This is a genomic window from Halomonas sp. KHS3 (assembly GCF_000830495.1).
GTDB classification, from domain to species: domain Bacteria; phylum Pseudomonadota; class Gammaproteobacteria; order Pseudomonadales; family Halomonadaceae; genus Vreelandella; species Vreelandella titanicae.
The window spans coordinates 1-24,172 of sequence record NZ_JWHY01000013.1; the positions used below are offsets into that span (position 1 = coordinate 1).

At 56.4% G+C, this 24,172-nt stretch carries 21 protein-coding genes and 2 tRNA genes; 7 read left to right on the forward strand and 16 right to left on the reverse strand.

Going from position 1 to position 24,172, the window contains the following annotated elements; genetic code table 11:
* Positions 1 to 479 precede the first annotated feature (479 nt).
* Positions 480 to 1,061 carry a 1,6-anhydro-N-acetylmuramyl-L-alanine amidase AmpD gene (gene ampD / locus RO22_RS21705; protein WP_022522123.1) on the reverse strand — a complete coding sequence of 194 codons (582 nt, stop codon included), beginning with the start codon at positions 1,059 to 1,061 and terminating at the stop codon, positions 480 to 482.
* Between the two features lie 112 nt (positions 1,062 to 1,173).
* Here ampD and nadC point away from each other — a divergent pair, with 112 nt between their 5' ends.
* Positions 1,174 to 2,028, forward strand: a complete 855-nt coding sequence (nadC, locus tag RO22_RS21710) for a carboxylating nicotinate-nucleotide diphosphorylase (protein WP_041159389.1) — start codon at positions 1,174 to 1,176, stop codon at positions 2,026 to 2,028.
* A 3-nt stretch (positions 2,029 to 2,031) separates the two neighbouring features.
* On the opposite strand, the gene RO22_RS21715 is transcribed toward nadC, so the two are convergent.
* Positions 2,032 to 2,556: a GNAT family N-acetyltransferase gene (locus RO22_RS21715; RefSeq protein WP_022522121.1), complete on the reverse strand. Its 525-nt coding sequence runs from the start codon at positions 2,554 to 2,556 to the stop codon at positions 2,032 to 2,034.
* Positions 2,557 to 2,696: 140 nt separating this feature from the next.
* On the opposite strand from RO22_RS21715, the gene tsaA reads away from it, so the two are divergent.
* Positions 2,697 to 3,434: a tRNA (N6-threonylcarbamoyladenosine(37)-N6)-methyltransferase TrmO gene (gene tsaA, locus RO22_RS21720; protein ID WP_041159390.1), complete on the forward strand. Its 738-nt coding sequence runs from the start codon at positions 2,697 to 2,699 to the stop codon at positions 3,432 to 3,434.
* A 15-nt stretch (positions 3,435 to 3,449) separates the two neighbouring features.
* Here tsaA and purC read toward each other — a convergent pair whose 3' ends face one another.
* The 3 genes from purC to dapA all read right to left on the reverse strand — a co-directional run bounded on the left by purC (position 3,450) and on the right by dapA (position 6,144).
* Complete coding sequence (purC, locus tag RO22_RS21725; protein WP_022522119.1) at positions 3,450 to 4,166, reverse strand: phosphoribosylaminoimidazolesuccinocarboxamide synthase; 717 nt, start codon at positions 4,164 to 4,166, stop codon at positions 3,450 to 3,452.
* Positions 4,167 to 4,198: 32 nt separating this feature from the next.
* A complete protein-coding gene (gene bamC, locus RO22_RS21730) occupies positions 4,199 to 5,182 on the reverse strand; it encodes an outer membrane protein assembly factor BamC (protein WP_022522118.1) in 984 nt (327 codons plus the stop codon).
* A gap of 77 nt (positions 5,183 to 5,259) precedes the next feature.
* A complete protein-coding gene (gene dapA / locus RO22_RS21735; protein WP_022522117.1) occupies positions 5,260 to 6,144 on the reverse strand; it encodes a 4-hydroxy-tetrahydrodipicolinate synthase in 885 nt (294 codons plus the stop codon).
* Between the two features lie 270 nt (positions 6,145 to 6,414).
* On the opposite strand from dapA, the gene RO22_RS21740 reads away from it, so the two are divergent.
* Positions 6,415 to 6,891, forward strand: a complete 477-nt coding sequence (locus tag RO22_RS21740; RefSeq protein ID WP_022522116.1) for a peroxiredoxin — start codon at positions 6,415 to 6,417, stop codon at positions 6,889 to 6,891.
* 87 nt (positions 6,892 to 6,978) lie between these two features.
* On the opposite strand, the gene RO22_RS21745 is transcribed toward RO22_RS21740, so the two are convergent.
* Together RO22_RS21745 and RO22_RS21750 are read right to left on the reverse strand one after the other, a co-directional pair.
* Entirely contained in the window at positions 6,979 to 8,088 is a 1,110-nt protein-coding gene (locus RO22_RS21745; RefSeq protein ID WP_009287428.1) for an AI-2E family transporter, read from the reverse strand.
* A complete protein-coding gene (locus RO22_RS21750; RefSeq protein ID WP_022522114.1) occupies positions 8,085 to 8,348 on the reverse strand; it encodes a sulfurtransferase TusA family protein in 264 nt (87 codons plus the stop codon). Before RO22_RS21750 ends, RO22_RS21745 begins: the two co-directional genes overlap by 4 nt.
* Positions 8,349 to 8,524: 176 nt before the next feature.
* Here RO22_RS21750 and RO22_RS21755 point away from each other — a divergent pair, with 176 nt between their 5' ends.
* Positions 8,525 to 9,988: a M48 family metalloprotease gene (locus tag RO22_RS21755; protein WP_041159391.1), complete on the forward strand. Its 1,464-nt coding sequence runs from the start codon at positions 8,525 to 8,527 to the stop codon at positions 9,986 to 9,988.
* Between the two features lie 296 nt (positions 9,989 to 10,284).
* On the opposite strand, the gene nadA is transcribed toward RO22_RS21755, so the two are convergent.
* From nadA to RO22_RS21790, 7 genes are all read right to left on the reverse strand, one after another.
* Positions 10,285 to 11,313 (reverse strand): quinolinate synthase NadA, encoded by a 1,029-nt coding sequence (nadA, locus tag RO22_RS21760; protein WP_027958657.1) that lies wholly within the window; start codon positions 11,311 to 11,313, stop codon positions 10,285 to 10,287.
* Between the two features lie 267 nt (positions 11,314 to 11,580).
* Positions 11,581 to 11,656, reverse strand: a tRNA-Lys gene (locus tag RO22_RS21765).
* A gap of 115 nt (positions 11,657 to 11,771) precedes the next feature.
* Positions 11,772 to 11,847, reverse strand: a tRNA-Lys gene (locus RO22_RS21770).
* 182 nt (positions 11,848 to 12,029) lie between these two features.
* On the reverse strand, positions 12,030 to 12,905 hold the full coding sequence (rluB, locus tag RO22_RS21775) for a 23S rRNA pseudouridine(2605) synthase RluB (RefSeq protein WP_009287431.1): 876 nt from the start codon (positions 12,903 to 12,905) through the stop codon (positions 12,030 to 12,032).
* Positions 12,892 to 13,743 carry an SMC-Scp complex subunit ScpB gene (gene scpB / locus RO22_RS21780; protein WP_009287432.1) on the reverse strand — a complete coding sequence of 284 codons (852 nt, stop codon included), beginning with the start codon at positions 13,741 to 13,743 and terminating at the stop codon, positions 12,892 to 12,894. Before scpB ends, rluB begins: the two co-directional genes overlap by 14 nt.
* The gene (locus tag RO22_RS21785; RefSeq protein ID WP_009287433.1) at positions 13,740 to 14,690 is read right to left on the reverse strand and encodes a segregation and condensation protein A; all 951 of its coding nucleotides are present in this window, start codon (positions 14,688 to 14,690) and stop codon (positions 13,740 to 13,742) included. Before RO22_RS21785 ends, scpB begins: the two co-directional genes overlap by 4 nt.
* Before the next feature lie 100 nt (positions 14,691 to 14,790).
* The gene (locus RO22_RS21790) at positions 14,791 to 16,626 is read right to left on the reverse strand and encodes a DEAD/DEAH box helicase (protein ID WP_041159392.1); all 1,836 of its coding nucleotides are present in this window, start codon (positions 16,624 to 16,626) and stop codon (positions 14,791 to 14,793) included.
* Positions 16,627 to 16,741: 115 nt separating this feature from the next.
* On the opposite strand from RO22_RS21790, the gene RO22_RS21795 reads away from it, so the two are divergent.
* Positions 16,742 to 16,981, forward strand: a complete 240-nt coding sequence (locus tag RO22_RS21795; RefSeq protein ID WP_027958654.1) for a hypothetical protein — start codon at positions 16,742 to 16,744, stop codon at positions 16,979 to 16,981.
* Positions 16,982 to 17,079: 98 nt separating this feature from the next.
* On the opposite strand, the gene purL is transcribed toward RO22_RS21795, so the two are convergent.
* A complete protein-coding gene (gene purL, locus RO22_RS21800; RefSeq protein ID WP_041159393.1) occupies positions 17,080 to 21,030 on the reverse strand; it encodes a phosphoribosylformylglycinamidine synthase in 3,951 nt (1,316 codons plus the stop codon).
* A gap of 208 nt (positions 21,031 to 21,238) precedes the next feature.
* Between purL and mltF the strand changes: the two genes are divergently transcribed.
* On the forward strand, positions 21,239 to 22,702 hold the full coding sequence (gene mltF, locus RO22_RS21805) for a membrane-bound lytic murein transglycosylase MltF (protein ID WP_041159394.1): 1,464 nt from the start codon (positions 21,239 to 21,241) through the stop codon (positions 22,700 to 22,702).
* A 10-nt stretch (positions 22,703 to 22,712) separates the two neighbouring features.
* On the opposite strand, the gene tadA is transcribed toward mltF, so the two are convergent.
* Complete coding sequence (gene tadA, locus RO22_RS21810) at positions 22,713 to 23,183, reverse strand: tRNA adenosine(34) deaminase TadA (protein WP_027958651.1); 471 nt, start codon at positions 23,181 to 23,183, stop codon at positions 22,713 to 22,715.
* Positions 23,184 to 23,296: 113 nt separating this feature from the next.
* Here tadA and RO22_RS21815 point away from each other — a divergent pair, with 113 nt between their 5' ends.
* Complete coding sequence (locus tag RO22_RS21815; protein ID WP_022522108.1) at positions 23,297 to 24,115, forward strand: acyl-CoA thioesterase; 819 nt, start codon at positions 23,297 to 23,299, stop codon at positions 24,113 to 24,115.
* The last annotated feature ends 57 nt before the right edge of the window (positions 24,116 to 24,172 follow it).

Genomic DNA, 24,172 nt, shown 5'->3' on the forward strand with positions numbered 1-24,172 from the left:
AATACCGATTCCAGGGAATCAATCCATTCCGTGGTTTCGATCGGATCGAGATCTTCTCTTGTCTCCAGACTCATAGAGGTCTCTCCGAATGACGATAAATGACAAAAATCCCCGCTACCCTGAAGGGCCTGGGGCGGCGGCGTGGCACTACACCACGCGCCAACATTCAGCCGGTGATTAAACGCCGGATAGGGGTTTTAGCTCTACATTCAACAAGCTACGTAACTATTGATGTAGTAAAGCTACACAATTCTCTTAGAAGTTAGCCTTTTGTATAGGCGAAGATACCTCAAAGTCGCCACGCTGCCAATTCCGTCGCAGCGGAAAAGCCTATCGAAAACAAACTATTGCACTGCAACATAAGCAATTCATAGAGCATTTGCCATTGCGACCAAATAGTCATCCGATGTAATTAAACTACCGTTTTATTGCGTTATTAGTGAAATACTTAGCACACGGGGGAAAACGTAATCGAACCGCTAACGCTCAACACGCGATGTCAGCAGTTGCTGGAAATACGCCCAATCAAACGCCGGACCAGGATCCGTTTTGCGCAGCGGCGCCACATGGGCATGGCTGGTAATACGACTGCTATCTAGCTGAGGGTTGCGCGCCATTAGCCACACCACTGCTTCCACCAGAGTGTCATACTGTGCTTTGCGATAGGGGGTAACGTCATCCCCTTCAAGTTCAATCCCCACCGAGAAATCGTTGAGCGCCTTTCGCCAGCTTAGCTGGCGAGCATCCCACCAGTTGGAGCGCCCAGCATGCCAAGCACGCTGATCTGTATCAACAAACTGCACGCACTCACCATCGCGACGGATAAGCAGGTGTGCGGAGACTCTTAAGTGGGCAATTTCGGCGAAAAATGGATGTTCGTCTACCGCCAATTGATTGGTAAATAGCGCTTCAATAGCATTACCACTAAACTGACCAGGCGGAAGACTGATCGCATGAATCACTAGCAACGACACCTCACCGGTGGGCCGAGGGTCACAGTTCGGTGAAACGACTTTACGCGCGCTTTCCCACCACCCGTCAAGGGGTTGTTTATTTTCCACTGGCAAGGGCTCCTTTACGTTAGCGCTTTCTTTCTCTGTTCTCTTTCACCTTCACCGCTGTTTTTCACTACAATGCACGTCATCGAAGACGACGTTCAGGGAATTCACGGCCATGCATTATCAATCCGCTCTTGCTGAAGAAATCCGCGCCAGCGCCGCCCGCTTGCTGTCAGAAGACGTTGGCCCAGGTGATATTACCGCGCAATTGATCCCTGAACACCAGTGGGCCTGCGCCGACGTAATTACCCGTGAAACCGCAGTGCTGTGTGGCGCACCCTGGGTAGATGAGCTGTTTCGCCGCCTGGATAGTCGGGTAAGCCTGACCTGGCACGCCGCTGACGGCGATAAGCTAGAGGCTGAACAGTGTTTCTTAACCCTGGAGGGCCCCGCCCGTGTCCTGCTTACCGGCGAGCGGGCGGCGCTTAACGTATTGCAAACGCTGTCTGCCACCGCCACCGCCACCCGCGCATATGTCGACCTGATTGAAGACACCGGCGTTCGCCTGCTTGATACGCGTAAAACGCTGCCCGGCATGCGCTTGGCGCAGAAATATGCGGTCACCTGCGGCGGCGGCCACAACCACCGCATTGGCCTATGGGACGCGTTTTTGATCAAAGAGAACCATATTGCCGCCTGTGGAGGCATTCAAGCGGCGGTTGCGCAAGCGCGCAAGTTAGCCAACGACCTGCCCGTGGAAGTCGAGGTAGAAACCTTTGAAGAGCTGGATCAGGCATTGGCCGCGGGTGCTGATATTGTCATGCTCGACAATTTCGCCATCGAAGACCTGCACGTTGCCGTGGAAATTAACGGCGGCCGAGCCACCCTGGAAGCTTCAGGCAATGTGGATGCTGCCACCCTGCGGGCAATTGCCGATACCGGTGTTGACTGTATATCGAGCGGCGCACTGACCAAGGACATCGCCTCGATCGATCTTTCCATGCGCATTACCCGCAGCTATAGCGTTTGATGATTAGGTTTCGACAGCATTAAGCGATTTGGAAAGTTTATAACGCAGCAGTCGCTCCCCGCTTCGCTCGACCCACTCCTCGCCGTGGTTTTTCCAACCACGGCGCAGCAGGCGCTCATAGAGCATTGAACTCGCCTCTATCTCGATTTGCCCCTTTCCCTGCTCAAGCAGCAGCCGTTCGGCATGTACCAGCAGCGTGGTACCGATACCGCGACCGGCTAATGAGGGCCATACGTAGAGTGTTTCAACCCGCCCAGCGACTAAATCCAACTCCAGGAACCCCACGCAGCGACCATCACAGGTAGCCACTAAGGTTGTGTAGAGCGCTTGGCGCACTCCCCATGCACTGCCTTCGCGGGGCAACGCATTGGCCCACGCACGCCGCTCATCCAGCGTGTAATGCGTGGCCGCTCCCTGCATAACAGCGTGATAAAACACTTCCGCTTGGTCGGCGGCATCCCGTGCTAGCGCCGCGCGATAGGTTATTCGCGTACTGGTTGGCGCTTGCTGCTCCTCGGTATTGGTCATGCGTCACCTCTGAGCTGTTCAGCTATCATTTGATCAAGACACATTCGATCACGCCCCATTTGGTCACGCTTAAGCCATTGGCCTGCTTTATACTACTTGGATCAATTCTACGCGAATCAACCCCAGCAGAAGGCAGTGTGATGGACGATGCCCCTAACAGCGAGCACTTTACGCTGACGCCCATTGGTCATGTGGTTAGCGACTACCCCGATAAATTCGGTATTCCCCGCCAGCCGGGGCTCGCCCCTGCGGCCGATGCCCGGCTTGTACTCACTGCGCCCTACAACGATCCACTCGCGGTGCGCGGTTTGGAAGACTTCAGCCACCTGTGGCTGAGCTTTATTTTTCATCAAAGCCCCGAGCGCTGGTCGCCGCTGGTAAGGCCGCCGCGCCTGGGGGGCAATAAAAAGGTGGGGGTTTTTGCCAGTCGCAGCACCCACCGCCCTAACCGCCTGGGGCTCTCACTGGTGAGATTAGTCGGTATCGACACCCAGCACGGCGTTACGCTGCAGCTCCAGGGCTGCGATTTAGTCAGCGGCACCCCAGTGATTGATATCAAACCCTACCTGCCCTGGGCCGAATCCGAGCCTAACGCACAGGCCGGTTTCGCCCCTGAAACACCGCCACTCATGGACGTCACCTTTCATCCAGCGGCACTGGATACGCTTGCTCAGCGCCACGACAGCGCCACACTGCTGGCATTAATTGAGCAGGTACTCAGCCAAGACCCCAGGCCCGCCTATAAGCAAAAGGACAGGAATTCTGAGCGTCTTTACGGCGTACGCCTGCGCGACGTGGACGTTAAGTTTTGCCCTCGCCAAAATGGCGAAGCCACCACCTTAGAGGTGATGGCTATCGAACCTTACGCCGGGCAATAAATCTGACGTGCCGGCTTAAGCAGGAAAGGTAATGCCCAAACGGCGGCCAACTTCCTCATACGCTTCAATCACACCGCCCAACCCCTGACGGAAGCGGTCTTTATCGAGCTTCTCACGGGTGTTGGCGTCCCAAAGACGGCAACCATCCGGAGAGAACTCATCCCCCAGCACCACCTCGCCTTTGAATACACCAAACTCAAGTTTGTAATCCACCAGTAGCATATCGCCCTCAGCAAACAGCGCTTTGAGGATATGGTTAACCTTGAAGGTCAGCACCTTCATCTTGGCTAACTGCTCAGGCGTTGCCCAACCGAAAGTCTCCGCCAGCGACTCATTGATCATCGGGTCGCCCTTCTCGTCGTTCTTCAGAAACAACTCGAAGGTGGGTGGCGTCAGTGCAATTCCCTCTTCAACGCCGAGACGTTTTACCAACCCACCCGCGGCGATATTGCGCACCACACACTCCACCGGGATCATCTGCATCTTTTTGACCAGACTCTCGGTGTTGGAGAGCTGTTTTTCAAAGTGGGTGGGGATGCCCGCTTCCTGCAGCCGCTCCATAATGAAAGCGTTAAAGATGTTATTGACCATTCCCTTGCGGGCCAGCGACTCGACTTTTTTGCCATCGAAGGCGCTGGTGTCATCACGAAAATTGAGCACCAACAAATCCGGATCGTCGGTGGTGTACACAGATTTCGCCTTACCGGCGTAGAGTTCTTGGCGCTTTTCCATGGGGGCTCCGTAAGGGGTCAAGGATCAACAAATTAACGTAAATAGCCGGAGACACGCTCAAGCAGCTCGCGCTGATCATCGGCGCTGAATGCCCGCTCGCTGGCATTGATGGCACGCAGAATCGTCTGGTCGCCGTTAGGCTGCAGGGCAAGACGAATCTGCTGGGACATTTTGCGCACATCCGGGCTGAAGACGATTTGCAACGGGTTGCGGTTGCGCTCGGTTTCAGTCATGTACTCAACCATAAACTCATGACTGGCAGGGTCGACGGCCAGCAAATCACGCTGACCTTCCTGAGCAAAATCCAGCTCAAGATAGTGGTTCAACTCTGCCCATACCCGATCGACCGGCTGCGGGATCACCACTTCCCACTCGTCGTCCTGCTGGCGGATTTGCAGCGTTTGCTCACCGGTGAGGCGCTGAGCGGTCCAGGAAGAAGAGACACTGGCAGATGCACTGCGCGCGCTTAAATGGCTCTCTAACGCATCGAGGCAGCTCGCCATGGTTTGCCCGCCGCGTTCGCAGCGAACTTCGCTACTGCCTGCGCGTAGTGCACTTTGCAGGCGAATTTCCGCCTGGGGCGTGACGATAACGCCCTGAGAAGCACTGCTCTGCTGCACCTCCAACTGACGACTACGTACAAACTCTTCCAACTGCGGCCAGACCGTACCGGTGTCGGCGGCCACTACTAGCCAGGTTTGATCGCCCACTTCGCGACGCTCGACATACTCAGGTTCCATCCCACTGCCAATCGCCAATGACTGTGGCGGGCGAATCTCTGCTGCTTCGTCAAGCCGTGCACCTTGGGTGGCGGCTTGAGGAACCGGCAGCGCATCGCGATAGCGCTGGGTGTTGCGGGTCTCTGGCAGCACCAAAGGCGGCGCCGGAGCGGCCTCGGTGTAGTCCAAATTACGGTCGTGGTAAAAACCATCCCGCGCACAACCAGAAAGCGCGACAGCCGCTGCGAGTGCCAGCGGAACCCATTTAAGCGCACGTATTTCAAGCACAGAGCTCATCAAGCCACCTTAAGTCAACAATTCGGGTACCCAGCTCAACGGTAAGCGAGCTGGGTAGCAAAGGGTATTGCGTCGGACTACTCCTCTACGACACCCGCCAACTGCAGCGCTTCGCTCACCGTGGCGTGGTACTTTTCCGACAGCCAGGTTAGCGGTAAGCGAATACCCGCATCCGCGTACCCCATACGGTTCAGCGCCCACTTCACTGGAATAGGGTTCGACTCTATACCCAGGTTGGTATGCAGCGGCATCAAAAGCGTATTAATCTGATGCGCCTTATCGGAGTCGCCGGCCACCGCTGCCGAGCAAAGCTCATGCATCGCCCGGGGGGCAACGTTGGCGGTGACGGAGATATCCCCATGGCCACCCATCAACATAAAGTCGCAGGCGGTCGCATCATCACCGGAGTAGAGCATAAAACCACTGCCCTTCAGGCGAGTGATTAGATCTTCCGCACGCTCCAGGTTCCCCGTGGCGTCTTTTAAACCGATAATATTATCGACTTCGGCCAGGCGTAACACGGTCTCGTTGTAGATATCCGAGCAGGTGCGACCAGGCACATTGTAAAGAATAACCGGCAGGTCGCTGGCCTCGGCTGTGGCCTTGAAGTGCTGAAACAGGCCTTCCTGAGTAGGCTTGTTGTAGTAGGGAGCCACCGTCAGACAGTAATCTGCACCCACCTCTTTCGCGTAGCGGGTCAACTCCACTGCTTCGGTGGTGTTGTTCGAGCCGGTACCGGCTATGACCGGTATACGGCCATTGACCTCTTCCACCACGCTACGAATCACGTCAAAGTGCTCCGCAAACGACATGGTAGTCGGTTCGCCCGTGGTGCCAGCGGCGACAATGGCATCGGTGCCATTTTCGAGATGGAAGTTCACCAGACGACGAAGCGCCTCCCAGTCGATGTCGCCATTGACCTTCATAGGCGTCGCCAGGGCGACGATGCTGCCTGTGATCATCCGTTTATTCCTCACCAGCCAAATTGTGATATCAACTATCTGTGTTTTTGAATACGAGAGTTTTTTTCAAAACCGAGCGCGATCACGCTATTTTGCATCAAGCGCCGACACCGCACAGAGGCCAAATGGTACTCAGGCGATTCGAGCCTGTACAGCGTAAAGCGGTGTGAGTTTGTCGTCACCCTGTTTTGAGCTTTGACAACGGCCGCTGGCTTACGTGTAATCACGCGTAACAAGCAATATTAACACCCACCCTTAAAAGGATGCCTTATGCCTGTTGAAATTGGTCAACCCGTTGCTGACTTCTCCGCCACTGCCACGGGTGATACCACCGTGACACTGTCGGAAATGCGTGGCAAACAAGTGGTCATATACTTTTATCCCAAAGCCAGTACACCTGGCTGCACCACCGAGGGCGGTGACTTCCGTGACCGCAAACCCGCCTTCGATGCCGCTAATACGGTCATTCTTGGTGTTTCTCGAGATGGCTTGCGCGCCCAGGAGAATTTTAAGGCCAAACAGGATTTTAATTTCGACCTTATTTCAGATAAGGACGAAAACATCTGCACGCTATTTGATGTTATCAAGCTCAAGAAAATGTACGGCAAGGAGCACCTGGGCATCGAACGCAGCACCTTCCTGATTGATAAGGAGGGCAAGCTAGCCAACGAATGGCGCGGCGTTAAAGTACCTGGCCACGCGGAAGAAGTACTTGCTGCGGCTGAAAAGCTGAACGCTTCCAACTAACTCAACCAGAGCTCTATCTCAACCAGGGCTCTATTTCAGTTCAGCCCACTGCCCATAGTGATCTCTTGCGCGGGCAGTGGGTGAGCGCTATTCGGCTTCCTGGCTAGCTGTGGCTGGTATACTCCGACGCTCCTCCCGCTCATGCATGCTACGTGGCCAGGCGTAAATCAATGCCTTGAGCAGTGTTGCCAAGGGAATCGCAAAGAAGATCCCCCAGAAGCCCCAAATCCCACCGAAGAACAGTACCGCCACAATAATCGAAACCGGATGAATATTATTGGTCTCAGAGAACAATACCGGTGCCAATACGTTGCCATCCAGGGCTTGAATCACGCCATAAGCCACCAGCACATAGACAAAATCTTCACTAAGACCAAAATAGAACCCCGCTACCGCGGCGACCGGTAGTGTAGCCACCGCAGCACCGATATAAGGCACTAACACCGAAAGGCCGACCAACACCGCTAGCAGCGCTGTATACGGTAAGCCAAAGAACGCAAAGGTAAAGAACGCCACGGTGCCAACGATGATGATTTCAATAAATTTGCCGCGGATATAGTTGGCAATCTGATCGTCCATTTCGCGCCAAATACGCGATAGCAGCGTACGCTTTTGGGGCAGCAGCGAAAGAATAAAACCGACCAACACGTCGCGATCCTTGAGCATAAAGAACACCAGGATCGGCACCAGTACTAGGTAGATAATCAGCGACATAATATTGCCGAGCGAAGCCAGCGAAAGCGTTAAGGCGCGCTGGCCTAGCTGGCTAATCTCGCGGCTCGCCACGCCTATCCAGCTTTGCATCTGATCCGGCGTAATAATATTCGGATAGCGCGCCTGCAGTTCATCCAACCAGCCCTGGCCACTGGCGAACATCCGCGGTGTCTCTTGCACCAGCCCCACTAGCTGATTCCAGATCAACGGCATCAGAATAAACGCCAGGGTGAGCAGCACGCTGATAAAGGCCAAAAAGACCAGAATGACCGCTAGTAGGTGCGGTACCCCTCGCCGGGTAAACGCACTCACTACACCTTGCAAAAGAAACGCAATCACCAGTGCAGTAAAAAACGGCGCCAGCATGCGTCCAAACCAGATAATCGCGGCAAAGCCCGCCACCAGTACTATCAGCAGGATCAGCGCCTCCTCATCCGAGAAATAGCGTTCAACCCAGCTTTTTAAAATCGTGCGCAGGGTCATGAGTGCGCATCCCCAGCTTTTCTAATCCAATAAACATACACCTCGTCGCGCTGCTCACGACCTTCCAGCGTATGTGCACTTTGGTCGGTAAACGACGCCATATCACGCCACGAACCCGCATCGGTGGAACGCACTTCCAGTAACTGACCAGCCGCCAAACCTGCCAAGGCCTGCTTAGCCTTCAGCAAAGGCAGCGGGCAATGCAGCCCGCAAGCGTCAAGCACCGTGTCGGGTTGAAAGCCCTCGGATTGCTCAGACATATACACTCCCTCAAAATGACCTGCATACTCACGGCATTGTTACATAAACTATCTTTTTAGCGATTGATTTCACTAGGCAGTCGATTTAACGGCACTTCCCTGTGTTTATCAATGTCACACTCTTCACCAATGCCATACCCTGACCACTGTACTTATTCATTATTTATGAGGATGCCATGCCAACCCTTCGTATCGCTTACCCAGGCTGGATATGTGCGTTTGCTTGTGCCTGTGGCAGCCTACTGTTTAGCCCACCAAGCATTGCCTCCAGCGATTACGGCTTGCCGAGCTTAGGGGCGGCGTCTACCTCTGTCAGCAACGAAGAGTACCGCTTGGGCCGCGCCTGGTTGCGCCAGTTTCGTGCCCAAGCCCCCCAGTGGCAAGACCCCATAACCAATGATTATTTGCAAAGCCTGATTGCCCGGCTGGCCCCGCATAGTGATATTAACGGTCTGCGCACGATCACCGTCATGGTCGATAACGCTTCATTGAACGCCTTTGCCGTCCCTGGCGGCGTAGTAGGGATCAATTCAGGACTTTTCGCGTTTGCCGAAGATGAAGGCGCTTTTGTCTCGGTGCTAGCTCACGAACTGGGCCACCTCTCTCAACGCCACTATGCCCGAGGCAGTGCCCGCGCGGCTCAGACCCAACTGCCCGCCATGGCAGCCATGCTGGCGGGTATGCTGATTGCCGCCAGTGGCGGCGGCGACGCTGGAATGGCGGCCGCCATGGGCTCACAGGCGGCGCTGATCCAGGATCAGCTCAGCTACTCACGGCTGTTTGAGCAGGAAGCCGACAATATCGGTCTTCAGGCCATGGCCGATGCGGGCTATGACCCCGAGGCAATGGTGCGCATGTTCTCGGCCATGCAGCGTATGGCGCGCCTTCAGGGCGATACACCCCCCGAGTTCCTGCTGACCCACCCGGTCACCGACAATCGTTTAAGCGCCGCACAAGCCCGCGCTGCCCAGCTCAATGTTGCCGATGCATATACCAGCGACACCCTCTACGACATGATGCGCGCCCGGGCGCTGCTAAGCATTTACACTAATACGCCGCAGCAAGCTGCTTCGCGCCTTGCTCAGGAAGGCGCCGAACAAGCCGCTCAGGACTACTTAGCGGCACTGATCGATGCTCGCAACGGCCAAACCGATAGCGCCCTGGAGCAACTGGATAGGATTGCCAACGAGCATCCCGACTTTGCCATGCTGCCCGCCTCTTCGGCTAGCGTCGCCCTGGAAGCTGGCCGCTACGATCAGGCCATTCAGCGCAGTCAGCAATTGCTACGTTTTATGCCCAACTACCTACCTGCCCAACTGATCTTGGCCGAAGCACAGCTGCAGCGCGACCCGCAGGCGGCCTATGACCTGCTGCGCGACATCACTTCCCAAAACCTGGAAAACCCGCAGGTCTTTAACCTGCTGGCCGAAGCCGCCGGGCGCAGTGGGCATGATAGCTGGGGGCACTTAGCCCGCGCAGAGTATCTTCAACTGACCGGCCGCGTCGATCGCGGCATTCGCCAACTTTCTATCGCTCGGGATGCTGCTGAGCGGGAAAATGATCAGCAGGCGCTGGCAAGAATCGAGCAGCGCCGCGAGGACTTCATTGAGTATCGCGAAGCGCTGGATGATTTTAACTAAACCTGTGTCATTGCAAGGAGCGCAGCGACGCGGCAATCTCAACCTGCGGTGGCAGTCACCCCGAGATTGCTTCACTTCGTTCGCAATGACACACCACATGTCATTGCTAGGAGCGCAGCGACGCGGCAATCTCAGCCAGCGGTGGCAGTACCCCCGAGATTGCTTCACTTCGTTCGCAATGACACACCACATGTCATTGCGAGGAGCGCAGCGACGCGGCAATCTTAACCAGCGGTGGCAGTCACCCCGAGATTGCTTCACTTTGTTCGCAATGACATTCGGTTAATCTTTTCTCGCTAAGCATTGAAGTTAAGCATGCGCTCAAGGGGCTTTAAAGCCTGCAGACGCAGCGCTTCATCCACCTGAATTTCTCCACTTCCCTCACGCAACGCACCGGCTAGATTATCCAGCGCGTTCATGGCCATCCAGGGGCAGTGTGCACAGCTACGACAAGTGGCGCCGTTGCCTGCCGTCGGCGCTTCAAACAGCGTTTTATCCGGCACTGCCTGCTGCATCTTGAAGAAGATGCCACGATCAGTTGCCACGATCAGCTTATCGTTGGGCAGCTCTTTCGCGGCCTTGATCAACTGCGAGGTGGAGCCTGCCACGTCCGCCAGCTTCACTACTGGCTCAGGCGATTCGGGATGCACCAGTACTGCGGCATCTGGATAGATGCGCTTCAGATCTTCAACGCCCTTGGCCTTAAACTCTTCATGAACGATACAGGCGCCGTCCCACATCAGCATATCGGCGCCGGTTTTGTTCTGGATATAGCCGCCCAAATGCTTATCGGGCGCCCAGAGAATTTTCTCGCCTTTGGCCTGCAGGTGCTCAATCACCTCGACTGCAATCGACGAAGTCACCACCCAGTCTGCCCGCGCCTTAACGGCTGCAGAGGTGTTGGCATACACCACTACGGTGCGGTCAGGATGGGCATCGCAGAAGGCGCTGAACTCATCGGCGGGGCAGCCAATATCCAGCGAGCAGGTGGCTTCCAAGGTGGGCATCAGCACGCGTTTTTCAGGCGAAAGGATCTTGGCGGTTTCGCCCATAAAGCGGACACCGGCGACGACCAGCGTGGTGGCTTCGTGGCGAGCACCAAAGCGTGCCATCTCCAGCGAGTCAGCGACACAGCCACCGGTCTCTTCCGCCAGTTGCTGAATGGCATCATCGGTGTAGTAGTGTGCGACCAAAACGGCGTTATGGGCCTTCAACAGTCGTTTGATCTCTTCAACCCGTGCCTGATCTTCCGCCGGAATGCGGGTCGGGCAGTAGGCTGTGGGTAGCGGGGCCTCAAGCTTCGCTTGAGTAGTCATAATAGTCATTGTGTCTACCACTGTGACGAACAGGGAATCCCCCTGTTAAACACTGGGCTACGGCGCAGTGCGTCTTGCACATGCACCGCTCGTTGGAGCGATGAGCCGCTGCGTCTCTCGCGATGGCCATCGCTTAAAATCTATTCTAGACAGATTTATTCTAAACCATTTTGGCGGGAAATAGCGTTTGACTGCAAACAGATTGTCACACATAGAGTTCTTTCTAGACACATAGCAAAACGCCCCTGGCAGCTAAACTGCCAGGGGCGTTGAATTTGGTGGGTCGTGCAGGATTCGAACCTGCGACCAATTGATTAAAAGTCAACTGCTCTACCAACTGAGCTAACGACCCAAACTTGCTGTGCTGATCACTTTCCAGCGTTACTACACATACTGTTACTACACATACTTTAAACGTTCACCACTGCATTCAAACTGACTTTATTCAAACTGATCAGTCGTTTGAATGGTGGGTCGTGCAGGATTCGAACCTGCGACCAATTGATTAAAAGTCAACTGCTCTACCAACTGAGCTAACGACCCGCCTGAACGGATGCATATCCTACGCTTACACCTTATTGATAGCAAGCGTTTTTTCGCTTTCACTCTACAATAATGAACCATTTGCGTGCCCGCTGGCGTCACTCAATGCTGACAGGCACGCTTATCAGCCTAACCGCTAACGACTGAGCACCAAGAGGTTCAACGGGCTCTGCAAGCCGCGCTTAGCGAGCCTTGCTTTTCGGTTTGCGCAGTGCCTGTACCGGCTTACGCTTGTGCTTATCGCGGTTCCAGCGATTCTTCTCATCCGGTGTCAACGCGGGCACTTTACGTGTTTCCAAGTTAGCCAGCGTGGCTAAGTCATCCACCTCATCCTGGGTAAGTTCGACCCATTCGCCGGCTTTCGCCCGCTTATCGAGGAAGATATTGCCGTAGCGCACGCGTTTAAGACGACTAACCGTCAGCGCCTGGGATTCCCAAAGACGACGCACTTCACGGTTGCGCCCTTCGAGAATCACCACGTGGAACCAGGTGTTGATGCCTTCGCCACCAAACTCCTGAACATCGGTAAAGCGCGCCGGGCCATCTTCAAGCATGACCCCATCGACCATGGCCAGGATATGCTCGCGCTTCACTTCACCCATCACGCGAACCGCGTACTCGCGCTCCACCTGGGTAGAGGGGTGCATCAAACGGTTGGCCAGCTCACCGTCGGTAGTGAACAGCAGCAAACCACTGGTGTTGATATCCAGGCGACCGATCGCAATCCAACGTTCGCCTTTCAGGCGCGGCAAGCGGTCAAACACCGTGCGGCGACCTTCTGGATCCTTACGGGTGCATAGCTCGCCTTCCGGCTTGTTATACATAATCACCCGGCGTGGCACTTCTTCTTCTGGGCGCAATGCCACCGGACGGTCATCAAAACTGACTTTATCCCGCGCTTCAACGCGGTCGCCCAGCTTAGCCACCTGGCTATTCACTTTAACACGGCCGGCGGAAATCGCCGTTTCCATCTCACGACGCGAGCCAAGGCCTGCACGGGCCAAGACTTTTTGCAGCTTTTCGCTGGTGGGGGGCGTGGTGTTATTACTCTGACTCATGGTCGTCTGACCTCACATCGGTAGTCTCCGTGCTTTCGCGCTCATCTTGTTGGCGCTTGGCACGTGCCGCGAGCCGAGCCTGTAGGTCGGCAAAACTCAGCGGCTGGGTTAACGCCGTCTCGGCGTGCGTGTCGGCTATCTCAGCCGAGGTTATCTGTTCTTTCTGAGGTGGCGCATCCTGCACCGTTTTGATCGTTTCGTCCAGTGCTTCATGGTCTGTACCGGGGCCATTTTCTTCCTGAATGTCAGTATCCATCGTCATCCCCGGTTCTTCAGATATCTCGTTTTCATCCCAGCTTGCCAGGGTGTGCATGGGCGGCAATGCATCGAGGGTTTTTAACCCAAAATCGTCTAAAAAGCTGCGTGTGGTGGCGTATACCGCTGGTCGGCCAGGCACATCACGATGACCGACCACCCGAATCCAGCCGCGCTCAGCCAAGGTGCGCATAATGGAACTACTCACGCTGACACCGCGCACTTCCTCAATGTCCCCACGAGTAACCGGCTGCCGATAGGCAATTAATGCCAGTGTCTCCAGCAGCGCCCGCGAGTAGCGCTGGGGGCGTTCATCCCATAACCGCGACACCCACTGGGAAAGCCGCGGACGAATGCGCAGTTGGTAGCCTGAGACCGTTTCCAGGAGCTCCAGTGCACCGCCAGAATGTCGCTGCTGCAAACGTTCCAGGACGTCACGAAGCTCTTTGCGCGGGGGGCATTCGCCCTCAAGAAAGAGTGTCTCCAACCGCTCAAGGGGCAAGGGTTCGCCAGCGGCCAGCAGTGCGGCTTCAACAATATCATCTAAAACAATGTCATCTAACGCGGTGACGGTGTTACTCATGGCGTCTCCTCGTCAGGTTCAAAAGCGGACTCGCCATAGGCATCATCTTCTATCTCGCCCTCATCAAAAGCGCTCTCCTCGCCGTCAGCAAGGGCAGCGCGTCGCGCGCGCACGTGAATTGGCGACAGCGGCGCATTTTGGACAATTTCAATCATGGCTTCTTTGGCCAGCTCAAGAATCGCCATAAACGTGACCACCACGCCTGCGCGCCCCTCCTCTAAAGTAAATAGCGCTTCAAAGGGGGTATAGCGCTGATGGGCGTCGTCGTAACTTAGCTGCTCCATGATCTTGAGCATGCGCTCGCGGGTAGAGAGAACCTCGCGGCTGATCTGGTGGGCCTGCACCAGCTCGGCACGCTTGAGGATATCGGAGAGCGCGCTGAGCAATTCATCCAATTCCACCTCGGGGTGAATCACACGGGATTCCAGTGGCGGTAAGCCCGCCTGCACGCTGAACCAGTCACGCCCCATACGCGGTAATGTGTCCAGCGTCTCTGCTGCCTCTTTAAGGCGTTCGTACTCTTGCAGACGGCGGATAAGCTCAGCGCGGGGATCCTCCTCGTCATCGCCCTCAGCCTTCGGCGGGCGGGGCAACAAAGTGCGCGACTTGATCTCAGCCAGCATAGCGGCCATCAACAGGTATTCCCCCGCCAGCTCGATCTCCATGGCCTTCATCAGCTCCACGTACTCGATGTACTGGTGGGTGATGGTCGCCACGTTGATGGTCAGAATATCCAGGTTTTGGCGGCGAATCAGATAGAGCAGCAGATCCAGCGGGCCTTCAAAGGTCTCTAAAAAGACACGCAGTGCTTCCGGGGGAATATACAAATCCTCCGGCATTTGCGTAATCGGCTCATTAAACAGACGCCCAAGCGAAGCTGCCACTGGCTCGGTGGGTTCGGAATCAGGGCTTGCTAAATCAACAGTAACGCTTGGCGTCTCGCTCACGCGGGTCGGCTCTCTTGGAAAATGGAAATCGGCACAAGCGAACAGTTTAGCAAAGTCGTTAGCATTCGCGTTGCTCTATTAGAGAGTAAGCACAAGCGTACTACCCCGCCTCCACCGCTTTGCGGTAGCGGCCAGTATAGTCAAACAGCTTGTCACGGATTTGGAAATGGCGCCCCACTTTGCGGCCTACGACAAAATCCGGGTGGCGTAGGCGGCGCTGTTCGGCGACGACGTCCTCGGCGCTTAGCGGCTGCCATTTACCTCCCGGTGCGCGCAGATGGTAGCGCAGAAAGGCGGCATAAAAAGCGCGCCGTTGAGCGGGGGTTTCAAGCGCGTACCACTCGGAAAGATGGGTGCCATCTTCGTCATGATAGGTGACTTTTAAGCGCGGCAGGCCACGGCCGTTAGTGGTCGCTTCCAGCTGCATACCGCTTACCCGCAATACCTTGGCGTCTTTCAGCTTTAGGGCGTCCTTGAGTTTATCATCCGCGTCCACCAGTAGTTTTTCGCAGCCGTGGCAGCGGCGGGCGGCAATATCATTCTCGGCGCCACACTCCTCGCAAACTTTAAAACGGAACCGAAACTCACATTGCTTTTTATAGGCGCCCGAAGCCGCGCCGCGCTGGCCGTTAGCTACGCTGGAAGTCCAATCAGGGTCTTCGACCAGCCCCTGACAACGACGGCCAAAGTGCTCTATCACTAGCTCGCCATCACGCTTCCCCCAATACACATTGGCATGACCACAGGCGGGGCACTCCACCTGCACTGGCTCGCTGTCACTATCCGGCTTCGGCTCACCCACTTCCGGTGCGTAGATATCCCAGGGGTTCCCGGCGTAATCCAGAATCAGGCAGTCGCTCTTGCCCGGCGACAGGCGCAGCCCTCTGCCCACCATCTGCTGGTAGAGGCTCACCGATTCGGTAGGCCGCAAAATAGCGATCAAATCCACGTGGGGAGCATCGAAACCGGTGGTCAGCACCGCGACGTTCACCAGGTATTTTAGTTTCCGCGCTTTAAAAGCATCAATCAGTGCAGTGCGCTCTTGGGAAGGTGTTGCACCGGTAATTAAAGCCGCCTCTGCCCGGGGTAAATAACCGATAATTTCTTCAGCGTGGGCCACGGTGGCGGCAAAAATCATCACGCCCTGGCGATCAACCGCACGTTCGACGATTTGCCCGATAATGCCCGGCGTCGCTCGACTGCCCGCCACCACGCGATTCAGCTCTTCCTCTTGGAACAGACCGCTTGAAGAGGGTTTGAGCGCGGAGAAGTCATAGCCCTCAATCGCCATATCCAGGCGCTTGGGCGCAGCCAGATAGCCCTGCTTCACCATCAAACGCAGCGGCTGCTCGAAGACACAGTCACGAAAAAAACTCTCTTCGCTGCCCCGCACCATACCGTGATGGTGGCGATAATAGATAAACCCCTGCCCCAAACGGTACGGCGTCGCGGTGAGGCCGAGTATTTTAAGCTGTGGATTGTGCTGGCGCAGGTGCTCAATCACCTGACGATAGCTAGCGTCTTCGTTGAGTGATACACGATGGCTCTCGTCGATGACCAGCAGGGTAAAATTAGCGTCGTTAAAACTCTCCAGGTTACGCACCACCGACTGCACCGAGCCAAATACCACTTGCCGACTCGCCTCTTTGCGCTTTAAACCGGCGCTAAAAATATCCGCCTCAAGCCCATAAGCCTGGTACTTGGCATGGTTCTGCTCCACCAGCTCACGCACATGGGCCAGCACCAGCACCCGCCCACGGGCCAAACGCGCTAGCTCAGCGATCACCAGGGATTTACCACTGCCCGTGGGCAGCACCACCAGCGCAGGCTCGCTTGAGGCTCGGAAATGGCTCACCACGCGCTTGACCGCTTCCTGCTGATAGGGGCGAAGCTGGGGCGTTGGTGAGGTGGCTAGTGAGGAGCTAGGTATCGACAAATTAATTAGCCCGCTATTGAACTATTACGACTTTAGTCGCGTCGTAGTAGTGATGGTTTAAATAATCCCAGAAATCGCAACGTTTATCAGCGAGAAGATACTAGTGAGGTGAGCCATGACTACCAACCATTTCAGCCCTGAGTGCCCGGAATGCAGCAGTCGTTTAAAACGCCTGCCCGCCACGCGGCGTGGTAAAGCCCATGTGTTCTGCATGGATTGCGGACATGATTTTGGGCGCTTCGAATACCTCGTTGAGCGCTACCGGTTAGAGCTTGAAACGCTGGAGGCCAAACTAGGATTGCCGCCCGAAGGAGCTGATAAAACACCGGCTAGCGCTCCCGAGCGGCACTCTTAATAACTGTTGTCACGACTCGCGTAACTGTTAACGGCGGAAAAAAATCCGCCGTTAACATGGGCGCTATGCCCAACGCATTATCAGGAGCATTACTGGAATCAGTTGAGCCAAACCCGAGCGTTGCGGAATAGCCGCAGCCAGGCGCCATCTTCAGTCCACTCTGCCGGGCGCCAGGAGTTGGTAACCGCCCGAGCAACGCGCTCAGGGTGGGGCATCATAATGGTTACCCGGCCATCCGGCGTGGTCAGACCGGTAATGCCCGCCGGTGAGCCGTTGGGATTTGCCGGGTAGCGCGTGGTCGCCTGGCCGTAGTTATCGATATAGCGCAGAGCAATTTGGTTGCTCGATTGCATGCTGCGCAGATGAGCGCTGTCGCGGAACTCCGCCTGCCCTTCACCATGAGCAACGGCGATGGGCAGTTTTGAGCCCTCCATACCGGCGAGCAGAATCGAGGGGCTTTTCTCGACTCGCACCATGGAAACGCGGGCCTCAAATTGCTCGGACTCATTGCGCACAAAGGTCGGCCAGTTTTCAGCGCCAGGAATTAGCGATTTCAACTGCGAGAGCATTTGGCAACCGTTACATACGCCCAGCGAGAAACTATCGTCGCGGGCGAAGAACGCCGCAAACTGCTCCTGGGCGCGCTCATTAAACAGCACCGACTTGGCCCAGCCACCGCCAGCACCAAGCACGTCGCCGTAGGAGAAGCCACCGCAGGCCACAAGCCCTTTGAACTCTTCCAGCGAAACACGCCCCGCCAGGATGTCGCTCATATGCACATCCACCGCCTCAAACCCGGCCTTATCGAAAGCCCAGGCCATTTCTACCTGGCCATTGACGCCCTGTTCACGCAGCACCGCCATGGCAGGCTTAGCTGTGTTGACATAAGGTGCGCTGATATCTTCATTAATATCAAAGGTGGGCGTGGCAGATAGCCCCGGGTCGCGGCCATCGAGCAGATTGTCGTATTCGTTCTTGGCGCATTCGGGGTTGTCGCGCAGCGCCTGCATACGGTAACTGGTTTCTGTCCAGGTACGCTGGGTAAGCTGACGAGTGGTTTCCAGCAAGGGCTCTTCAAACAGCGTGACGCGCACCTGGTCATCGTAACGCGGGCGGGCGATGACGCCACAAGTTTCGATACCCGCCACGGCAAACTGCGCCAGCACTTCTTCAGTGTGTTCACGATTGACCTGAATCACGGCACCCAGCTCTTCCGAGAACAGCGCGTTCAACGCCTCCACTGGCTCGTCGATCATCCAGTCGAGTTTGATCTCAAGCCCGGCGTGGGCAGCAAAGGCCATTTCCAGCAGCGTGACCAGCAGGCCGCCGTCGCTGCGGTCGTGATATGCCAGCAGCTTGCCGTCGCGGTTCAGGCCTTGAATCACTTCGAAGAACGCTTTGATATCTTCCGGGTCGTCCACATCGGGGCAGTCATTGCCCACCTGGCCATACACCTGCGCCAAAGCGGAGCCGCCCAACCGATTCTGACCGTTGCCCAGGTCGACCAAAATCAAATCCGACTCGTCTTGATCCAGATTGATCTGCGGCGTGAGCGTCGCCAGGGCGTTGGTCACCGGAGCAAAACCGGTCACCACTAGTGAAAGGGGCGACGTCACGCTCTTCTCTTCGTATTCGCCCTGCTCGTTCTCATCCTTCCAAGCGGTACGCATCGACATCGAGTCTTTGCCCACCGGAATCGAAATGCCCAGCGCCGGGCACATTTCCATACCTACCGCATAAACCGCATCGTAAAGCGCCTGATTTTCACCTGGGTGATCCGCCGCGCTCATCCAGTTAGCGGAGAGCTTGATATCGCTCAGTTTGGCAATCGGTGCTGCCGCCAAATTGGTAATCGCTTCGGCCACCGCTAAGCGAGCGCTAGCAGCAGGGTTGATCAAGGCTACCGGGGGACGTTCCCCCATGGCCATGGCTTCACCGGTGTGGGTATCAAAGCTTGCCGTGGTCACCGCTACATCGGCTACCGGCACTTGCCAGGGGCCGACCATTTGGTCGCGAGCCACCTGGCCGGTGATCGAGCGGTCACCAATGGTGATCAGGAAGCTTTTGGAGGCCACGGTAGGTAAGCGCAGTACGCGATCAAGTGCTTCGCGCAGGTCAAGATTATCCAGCATCATGCCGGAGAGCTCCGGATTGCGACGCTCAAATTCGCGCTGCATCTTGGGTGCTTTGCCGAATAGCACGCTCATCGGTAGGTCAACCGGCTTACTCTCAAAATGGCCGTCGCGCACTTCAAGATGGTGCTCTTCCAAGGCTTCGCCGACTACCGCATAGGGGCAGCGCTCGCGCTTGCACAGGGCATCAAATGTATCCAAATCCTCTGGTGCAACCGCAAGCACGTAACGCTCCTGGGCTTCATTACACCAAATCTCCAGCGGGCTCATACCCGGCTCGGCGTTGGGCACCGCGCGCAGATCAAAGCGGCCACCACGGTTGCCATCTTTTACCAGCTCGGGCAACGCATTGGAGAGCCCACCCGCGCCAACATCGTGGATAAAGCGAATCGGATTGTGCTCCCCCAGCGCCCAGCAGCGGTCGATCACCTCTTGAGCACGGCGTTCAATCTCAGGGTTTTCACGCTGCACCGAAGCGAAATCCAAATCGGCGCTGGAAGTGCCGGAAGCCATGCTGGAGGCTGCGCCGCCACCCAGGCCAATCAACATCGCCGGGCCACCCATCACAATCAGCTTGCCGCCGACAGGGATATCACCCTTCTGAACATGGTGGGCACGGATATTGCCATAACCACCAGCGAGCATAATCGGCTTATGGAAACCGCGCCGCTCGATACCGCCGTCGTTAAGTGACTCCTGCTCGTAGGTGCGGAAATAGCCGGTTAGATTGGGGCGGCCAAATTCATTGTTGAACGCGGCGCCCCCAATGGGGCCCTCGAGCATAATATTGAGCGCCGACTCCATACGCCCTGGCTTGCCGTAATCAAAGGCTTCCCAGGGCTGTACGAATTCTGGAATGCGCAGGTTGGAAACCGTAAAACCTGAAAGACCCGCTTTGGGCTTGCCCCCAATGCCGGTAGCACCTTCGTCACGGATTTCTCCACCGGAGCCGGTCGCCGCGCCTGGGAAAGGGGCAATCGCGGTGGGGTGGTTATGGGTCTCTACCTTCATCAGGATATGAATGGGTTCCTGATGAGTGGCGTAGAGTGCGCGCTCGTCGTCAACGCCTGTCAGCGGCGTGGCAAAGAAGCGACCAGCCTGACTGCCCTTGATCACAGCGGCATTGTCGCTGTAAGCCGAGAGAACATTGTCCGGCGACGACGCAAAGGTATTCTTGATCATCTTAAACAGCGAGTGGCTCTGCAGCTCGCCGTCGATCATCCAATCGGCGTTGAAGATTTTGTGACGGCAGTGCTCAGAGTTGGCCTGAGCAAACATCATCAGCTCAACGTCGCTGGGGTTACGCCCCAACTCATTGAAAGCATCGACAAGATAGTCGATTTCATCTTCTGCCAGCGCCAACCCCAGCGCCTGGTTGGCCGTTGCCAACGCATCCCGGCCACCCTCAAGAATATCTACACTGCCCAGCGGTGCCGGGTCGTGTTGAGCAAACAGCTTAGCGGCGTCCGAGGCATCGGCTAGCACGGTTTCGGTCATACGGTCGTGTAGCAGTGCCGCCAGCGCGCTCAAACTCTCTTCGTCCGGCATCGCGGTGAAGCTGACCCGGTAATCGATGCCGCGCTCGATGCGGCTAATTTGGCGCAAGCCGCAGTTGTGGGCGATATCAGTCGCCTTGGATGACCAGGGCGACTGGGTGCCTAGGCGCGGCACCACCAAAAAGCGCTGGGCGCGCTCAGGAACCTCTACGCTCGAGTGAGTACCGTAATCAAGTAACTGCACCAAACGTTCGCGGGCAGCGTCATCCAGTTCCTCGCGGCGCTCATGGGAGTGAACATCGATAAAATGAACATAGTGGGCAGACAGCGCTTCCACCTCGGGAACACGTTCACGCAGCACCGTTAACAGCCGAGCATGACGGAAGGCAGAAAGGGCGGGCGCGCCTCGCAGTTCGAGCATATCCTGAAGCCTCTAGAGCAGGGAAATTCGAGCAGGGAAATCACCGGGCCGCTAGGCGGCCGTGCTTTTATGGTGCCGGAAAACACAGATAATGTGGTACCGGAAAACGCCTATGATACTGGAAACCAGCCGTCACACGAAATCAACAAGGTGACAGCCTGCCCCTGGCTGGGTATCGTGGCAGCTTGTTTCATGCCGACAAGACGCCATGCTGACGTTGATTTGCCGACATTTTGTAGCCCGTGCCAGCGCTTATTATGCGCTAATAGCGATTACGCTTCTGACTCTGGTGCCCACCCTCTCCCTGGTTCCTCCCGGCGAGCATCTGACTCAGATCACTGCAAAAGATTTTATTACCGTTCACACCCGTAATACACCCACCACTTATTACCAAGGTCGCCAGGGCCCTACCGGCTTTGAGTACGAGCTAATGCACCGCTTTGCCGACTATCTAGGGGTGAGTCTTAACCTTAACGCCCGCCATCACCCTGAAAGCGTGCTGCCGGCGGTACGTGAGAGCGGCGACCTGGGCGCGGCAGCGCTACCCCTGCTGCCTAACCCCTCTGGTGTTTACTACACCCGTCCGATTATCAAGATGCAGCCGCTAGTGGTATACCGGCGCGGGCTTAATGGTATTAGTGAACCAAGCGACCTTGTCGGCCTGGAGCTTGGTACGCTTAGCGAAGCGGGTACCAGCGAAGCACTGCGCGATCTCCAGAAACGCCACCCCCCCCTAAGCTGGAAAGAGTCCCATGAGTTGGAGGTCGCCGAACTGCTGGCCCGGGTTGAAAACGGCACCCTGGACGCAGCGGTTATTTTTGAGCATCAGTTCCGCTTGAACCGGCTGTTTTTCCCCAACGTTGAGCGTGGCTTTATCCTCGGCGACCCGCTCTCCATGGCATGGGCAGTGCCCAGCGGTCGCGGTTTGGGGTTACTCGAAGCCGCTAATCGCTTCCTCCAAGACCTGCAGGAGAGCGGCACGCTAGATCAGCTAGTCAGCCGCTACTTCGGTCATGACGACTACTTGGAGTATGTCGGTACCCGCACCTTTCTTGACCATCTGGATGCACGCCTGCCCCGCTATACTGAATTATTCCAGCAATCCGCCCAGGAAACAGGTTTTGATTGGAAGCTACTCGCGGCCGTGGGCTACCAGGAGTCGCACTGGGATCCAGATGCGGTCTCGCCGACCGGGGTGCGTGGTTTAATGATGCTAACCAACCCCACTGCCAGCGAGATGGGCATCAGCGACCGCACCGACCCGGCCCAAAGCATTGATGGCGGTGCCCGTTATTTGCGCAGCATCAAAGACCGCCTACCGGAAAGCATTACCGGTGATGACCGGCTTTTTATGGCCATGGCTGCCTATAATGTGGGGCTAGGGCATTTATACGACGCCCGTAAGATTGCCGAGATGCGAGGCGGTGACCCCGACAGCTGGACGGATGTACGCGCCGCACTGCCCCTGCTACAGCAGCGTGAATGGCACAGCCAAACGCGGCATGGCTACGCCCGTGGTGGCGAGCCAGTAATATACGTACGCAATATCCGTCGCTACTACGAAATGATTGAGTATGTTGAACGTAGCCGCCAGCAGTTTTTCCAACTAGAACAAACGTCAGTCAACGATGATCCACTGCTATTGTTCGAACTTGTGCCGCCGCTTGATTAACACTTCTTAACTATTTCTGGCTAAGTTGATCGCGTCGCGCGGTGAAAAAACGCTTCAGTAATTTTTGCGAGGGTGCTGCTAATACACCGCCAGTCACCGCGACCTGATGGTTGAACCACGGCTGCGCCAGTAGGTTAGCCTTTGATTCAACCATGCCAGCCCGAGGCTCAGCAGCACCGTAAACCAAACGGGCTAGGCGAGCATGTATCATCGCCCCTGCGCACATCATGCACGGCTCTAAGGTGACAAACAGCGTGCAGCCCTCAAGCCGATAGTTCCCCTGCTGCTGCCCCGCCTCGCGCAGCGCACGAACTTCCGCATGGCCGCTGGGGTCGCAACTGGCTACCGGGGCGTTGCAGCCAACGCCTATGACCTCCCCCTGCGCATCGACGACAACCGCCCCTACGGGCACCTCACCTGCCGCAGCGGCCAAGTGTGCTTGGTCAAGCGCCCGGTGCATGTAAAATTCATCGCTGCGCATAAACGTAAACTCCGCTAAGGTAGCTAAACGATCGTATGAAAGGGTTGTCCCCCGTCGTAGCAACTCACTTTCATCGACAGCATTCGATTGAGACAGCCGCAAGGATACCGAGAATGACAGACGCGCTGAACAAACTGGTAGCGTTACTGGAGCTAGAAACGCTGGAAGAGACGCTATATCGTGGCCAGAGTCAGGATCTAGGCTTTCCTCAGCTCTATGGTGGTCAGGTACTCGGCCAAGCGCTTGCAGCCGCTGCGCGCACAGTGCCCATTGAGCGCCGCCCGCACTCTCAGCACGGCTACTTTCTGCGTCCTGGTGACCCACATCGCCCCGTTGTCTACCAAGTGGATACCATTCGCGATGGCGGCAGCTTCACGACCCGTCGTGTCACTGCCATTCAAAAAGGCCGGCCAATCTTCTTCTGCAGCGCCTCCTTTCAAAGCGCTGAGGCGAGCTTTAGCCATCAGCGCACCATGCCGGATGTGCCGACACCCGAAGCGTTAATCGAGAACGGCGAGGCCAAGCATGACCGCTTTCCCGGTCACCCGATTGAGTTTGTGCATCTACCCGGCAACCCCGACAACGGTACACCTGCTGGCCAATGCTTATGGTTTCGTCTTTCCGGCACGCTGCCAGACGACCCGGCGTTGCACCGCCACTTGCTCTCTTACGCCTCTGACTTCAATCTGCTGACCACCAGCCTGATTCCCCATGGCATTGAGTACCGAGACCCCAAGCTACGCATTGCCAGCCTTGACCATGCCCTGTGGCTCCACCAGGACACCCGCCTGGACGATTGGCTGTTATACGTCATCGACTCACCCTGGACAGGCGGCGCTCGCGGGCTGGCGCGGGGGCATATTTACAGCCGCGATGGCCGCTTAGTGGCCTCCACCGCTCAGGAAGGGTTAACACGCTATTCTCAAAGCTAAATAAATAATCTCTCAAAACATTTACGCCCGCTAAGCAGCGGGCGTAAATCGACTAAC

Excerpts from the sequence above, each read along its gene's own strand:
- nadC (WP_041159389.1), top strand. The coding sequence starts at position 1,174 with ATGCATTATCAATCCGCTCTTGCTGAAGAAATCCGCGCCAGCGCCGCC.
- RO22_RS21715 (WP_022522121.1), bottom strand. The coding sequence starts at position 2,556 with ATGACCAATACCGAGGAGCAGCAAGCGCCAACCAGTACGCGAATAACC.
- tsaA (WP_041159390.1), top strand. The coding sequence starts at position 2,697 with ATGGACGATGCCCCTAACAGCGAGCACTTTACGCTGACGCCCATTGGT.
- purC (WP_022522119.1), bottom strand. The coding sequence starts at position 4,166 with ATGGAAAAGCGCCAAGAACTCTACGCCGGTAAGGCGAAATCTGTGTAC.
- bamC (WP_022522118.1), bottom strand. The coding sequence starts at position 5,182 with ATGAGCTCTGTGCTTGAAATACGTGCGCTTAAATGGGTTCCGCTGGCA.
- dapA (WP_022522117.1), bottom strand. The coding sequence starts at position 6,144 with ATGATCACAGGCAGCATCGTCGCCCTGGCGACGCCTATGAAGGTCAAT.
- RO22_RS21740 (WP_022522116.1), top strand. The coding sequence starts at position 6,415 with ATGCCTGTTGAAATTGGTCAACCCGTTGCTGACTTCTCCGCCACTGCC.
- RO22_RS21745 (WP_009287428.1), bottom strand. The coding sequence starts at position 8,088 with ATGACCCTGCGCACGATTTTAAAAAGCTGGGTTGAACGCTATTTCTCG.
- RO22_RS21750 (WP_022522114.1), bottom strand. The coding sequence starts at position 8,348 with ATGTCTGAGCAATCCGAGGGCTTTCAACCCGACACGGTGCTTGACGCT.
- RO22_RS21755 (WP_041159391.1), top strand. The coding sequence starts at position 8,525 with ATGCCAACCCTTCGTATCGCTTACCCAGGCTGGATATGTGCGTTTGCT.
- nadA (WP_027958657.1), bottom strand. The coding sequence starts at position 11,313 with ATGACTATTATGACTACTCAAGCGAAGCTTGAGGCCCCGCTACCCACA.
- rluB (WP_009287431.1), bottom strand. The coding sequence starts at position 12,905 with ATGAGTCAGAGTAATAACACCACGCCCCCCACCAGCGAAAAGCTGCAA.
- scpB (WP_009287432.1), bottom strand. The coding sequence starts at position 13,743 with ATGAGTAACACCGTCACCGCGTTAGATGACATTGTTTTAGATGATATT.
- RO22_RS21795 (WP_027958654.1), top strand. The coding sequence starts at position 16,742 with ATGACTACCAACCATTTCAGCCCTGAGTGCCCGGAATGCAGCAGTCGT.
- purL (WP_041159393.1), bottom strand. The coding sequence starts at position 21,030 with ATGCTCGAACTGCGAGGCGCGCCCGCCCTTTCTGCCTTCCGTCATGCT.
- mltF (WP_041159394.1), top strand. The coding sequence starts at position 21,239 with ATGCTGACGTTGATTTGCCGACATTTTGTAGCCCGTGCCAGCGCTTAT.
- tadA (WP_027958651.1), bottom strand. The coding sequence starts at position 23,183 with ATGCGCAGCGATGAATTTTACATGCACCGGGCGCTTGACCAAGCACAC.
- RO22_RS21815 (WP_022522108.1), top strand. The coding sequence starts at position 23,297 with ATGACAGACGCGCTGAACAAACTGGTAGCGTTACTGGAGCTAGAAACG.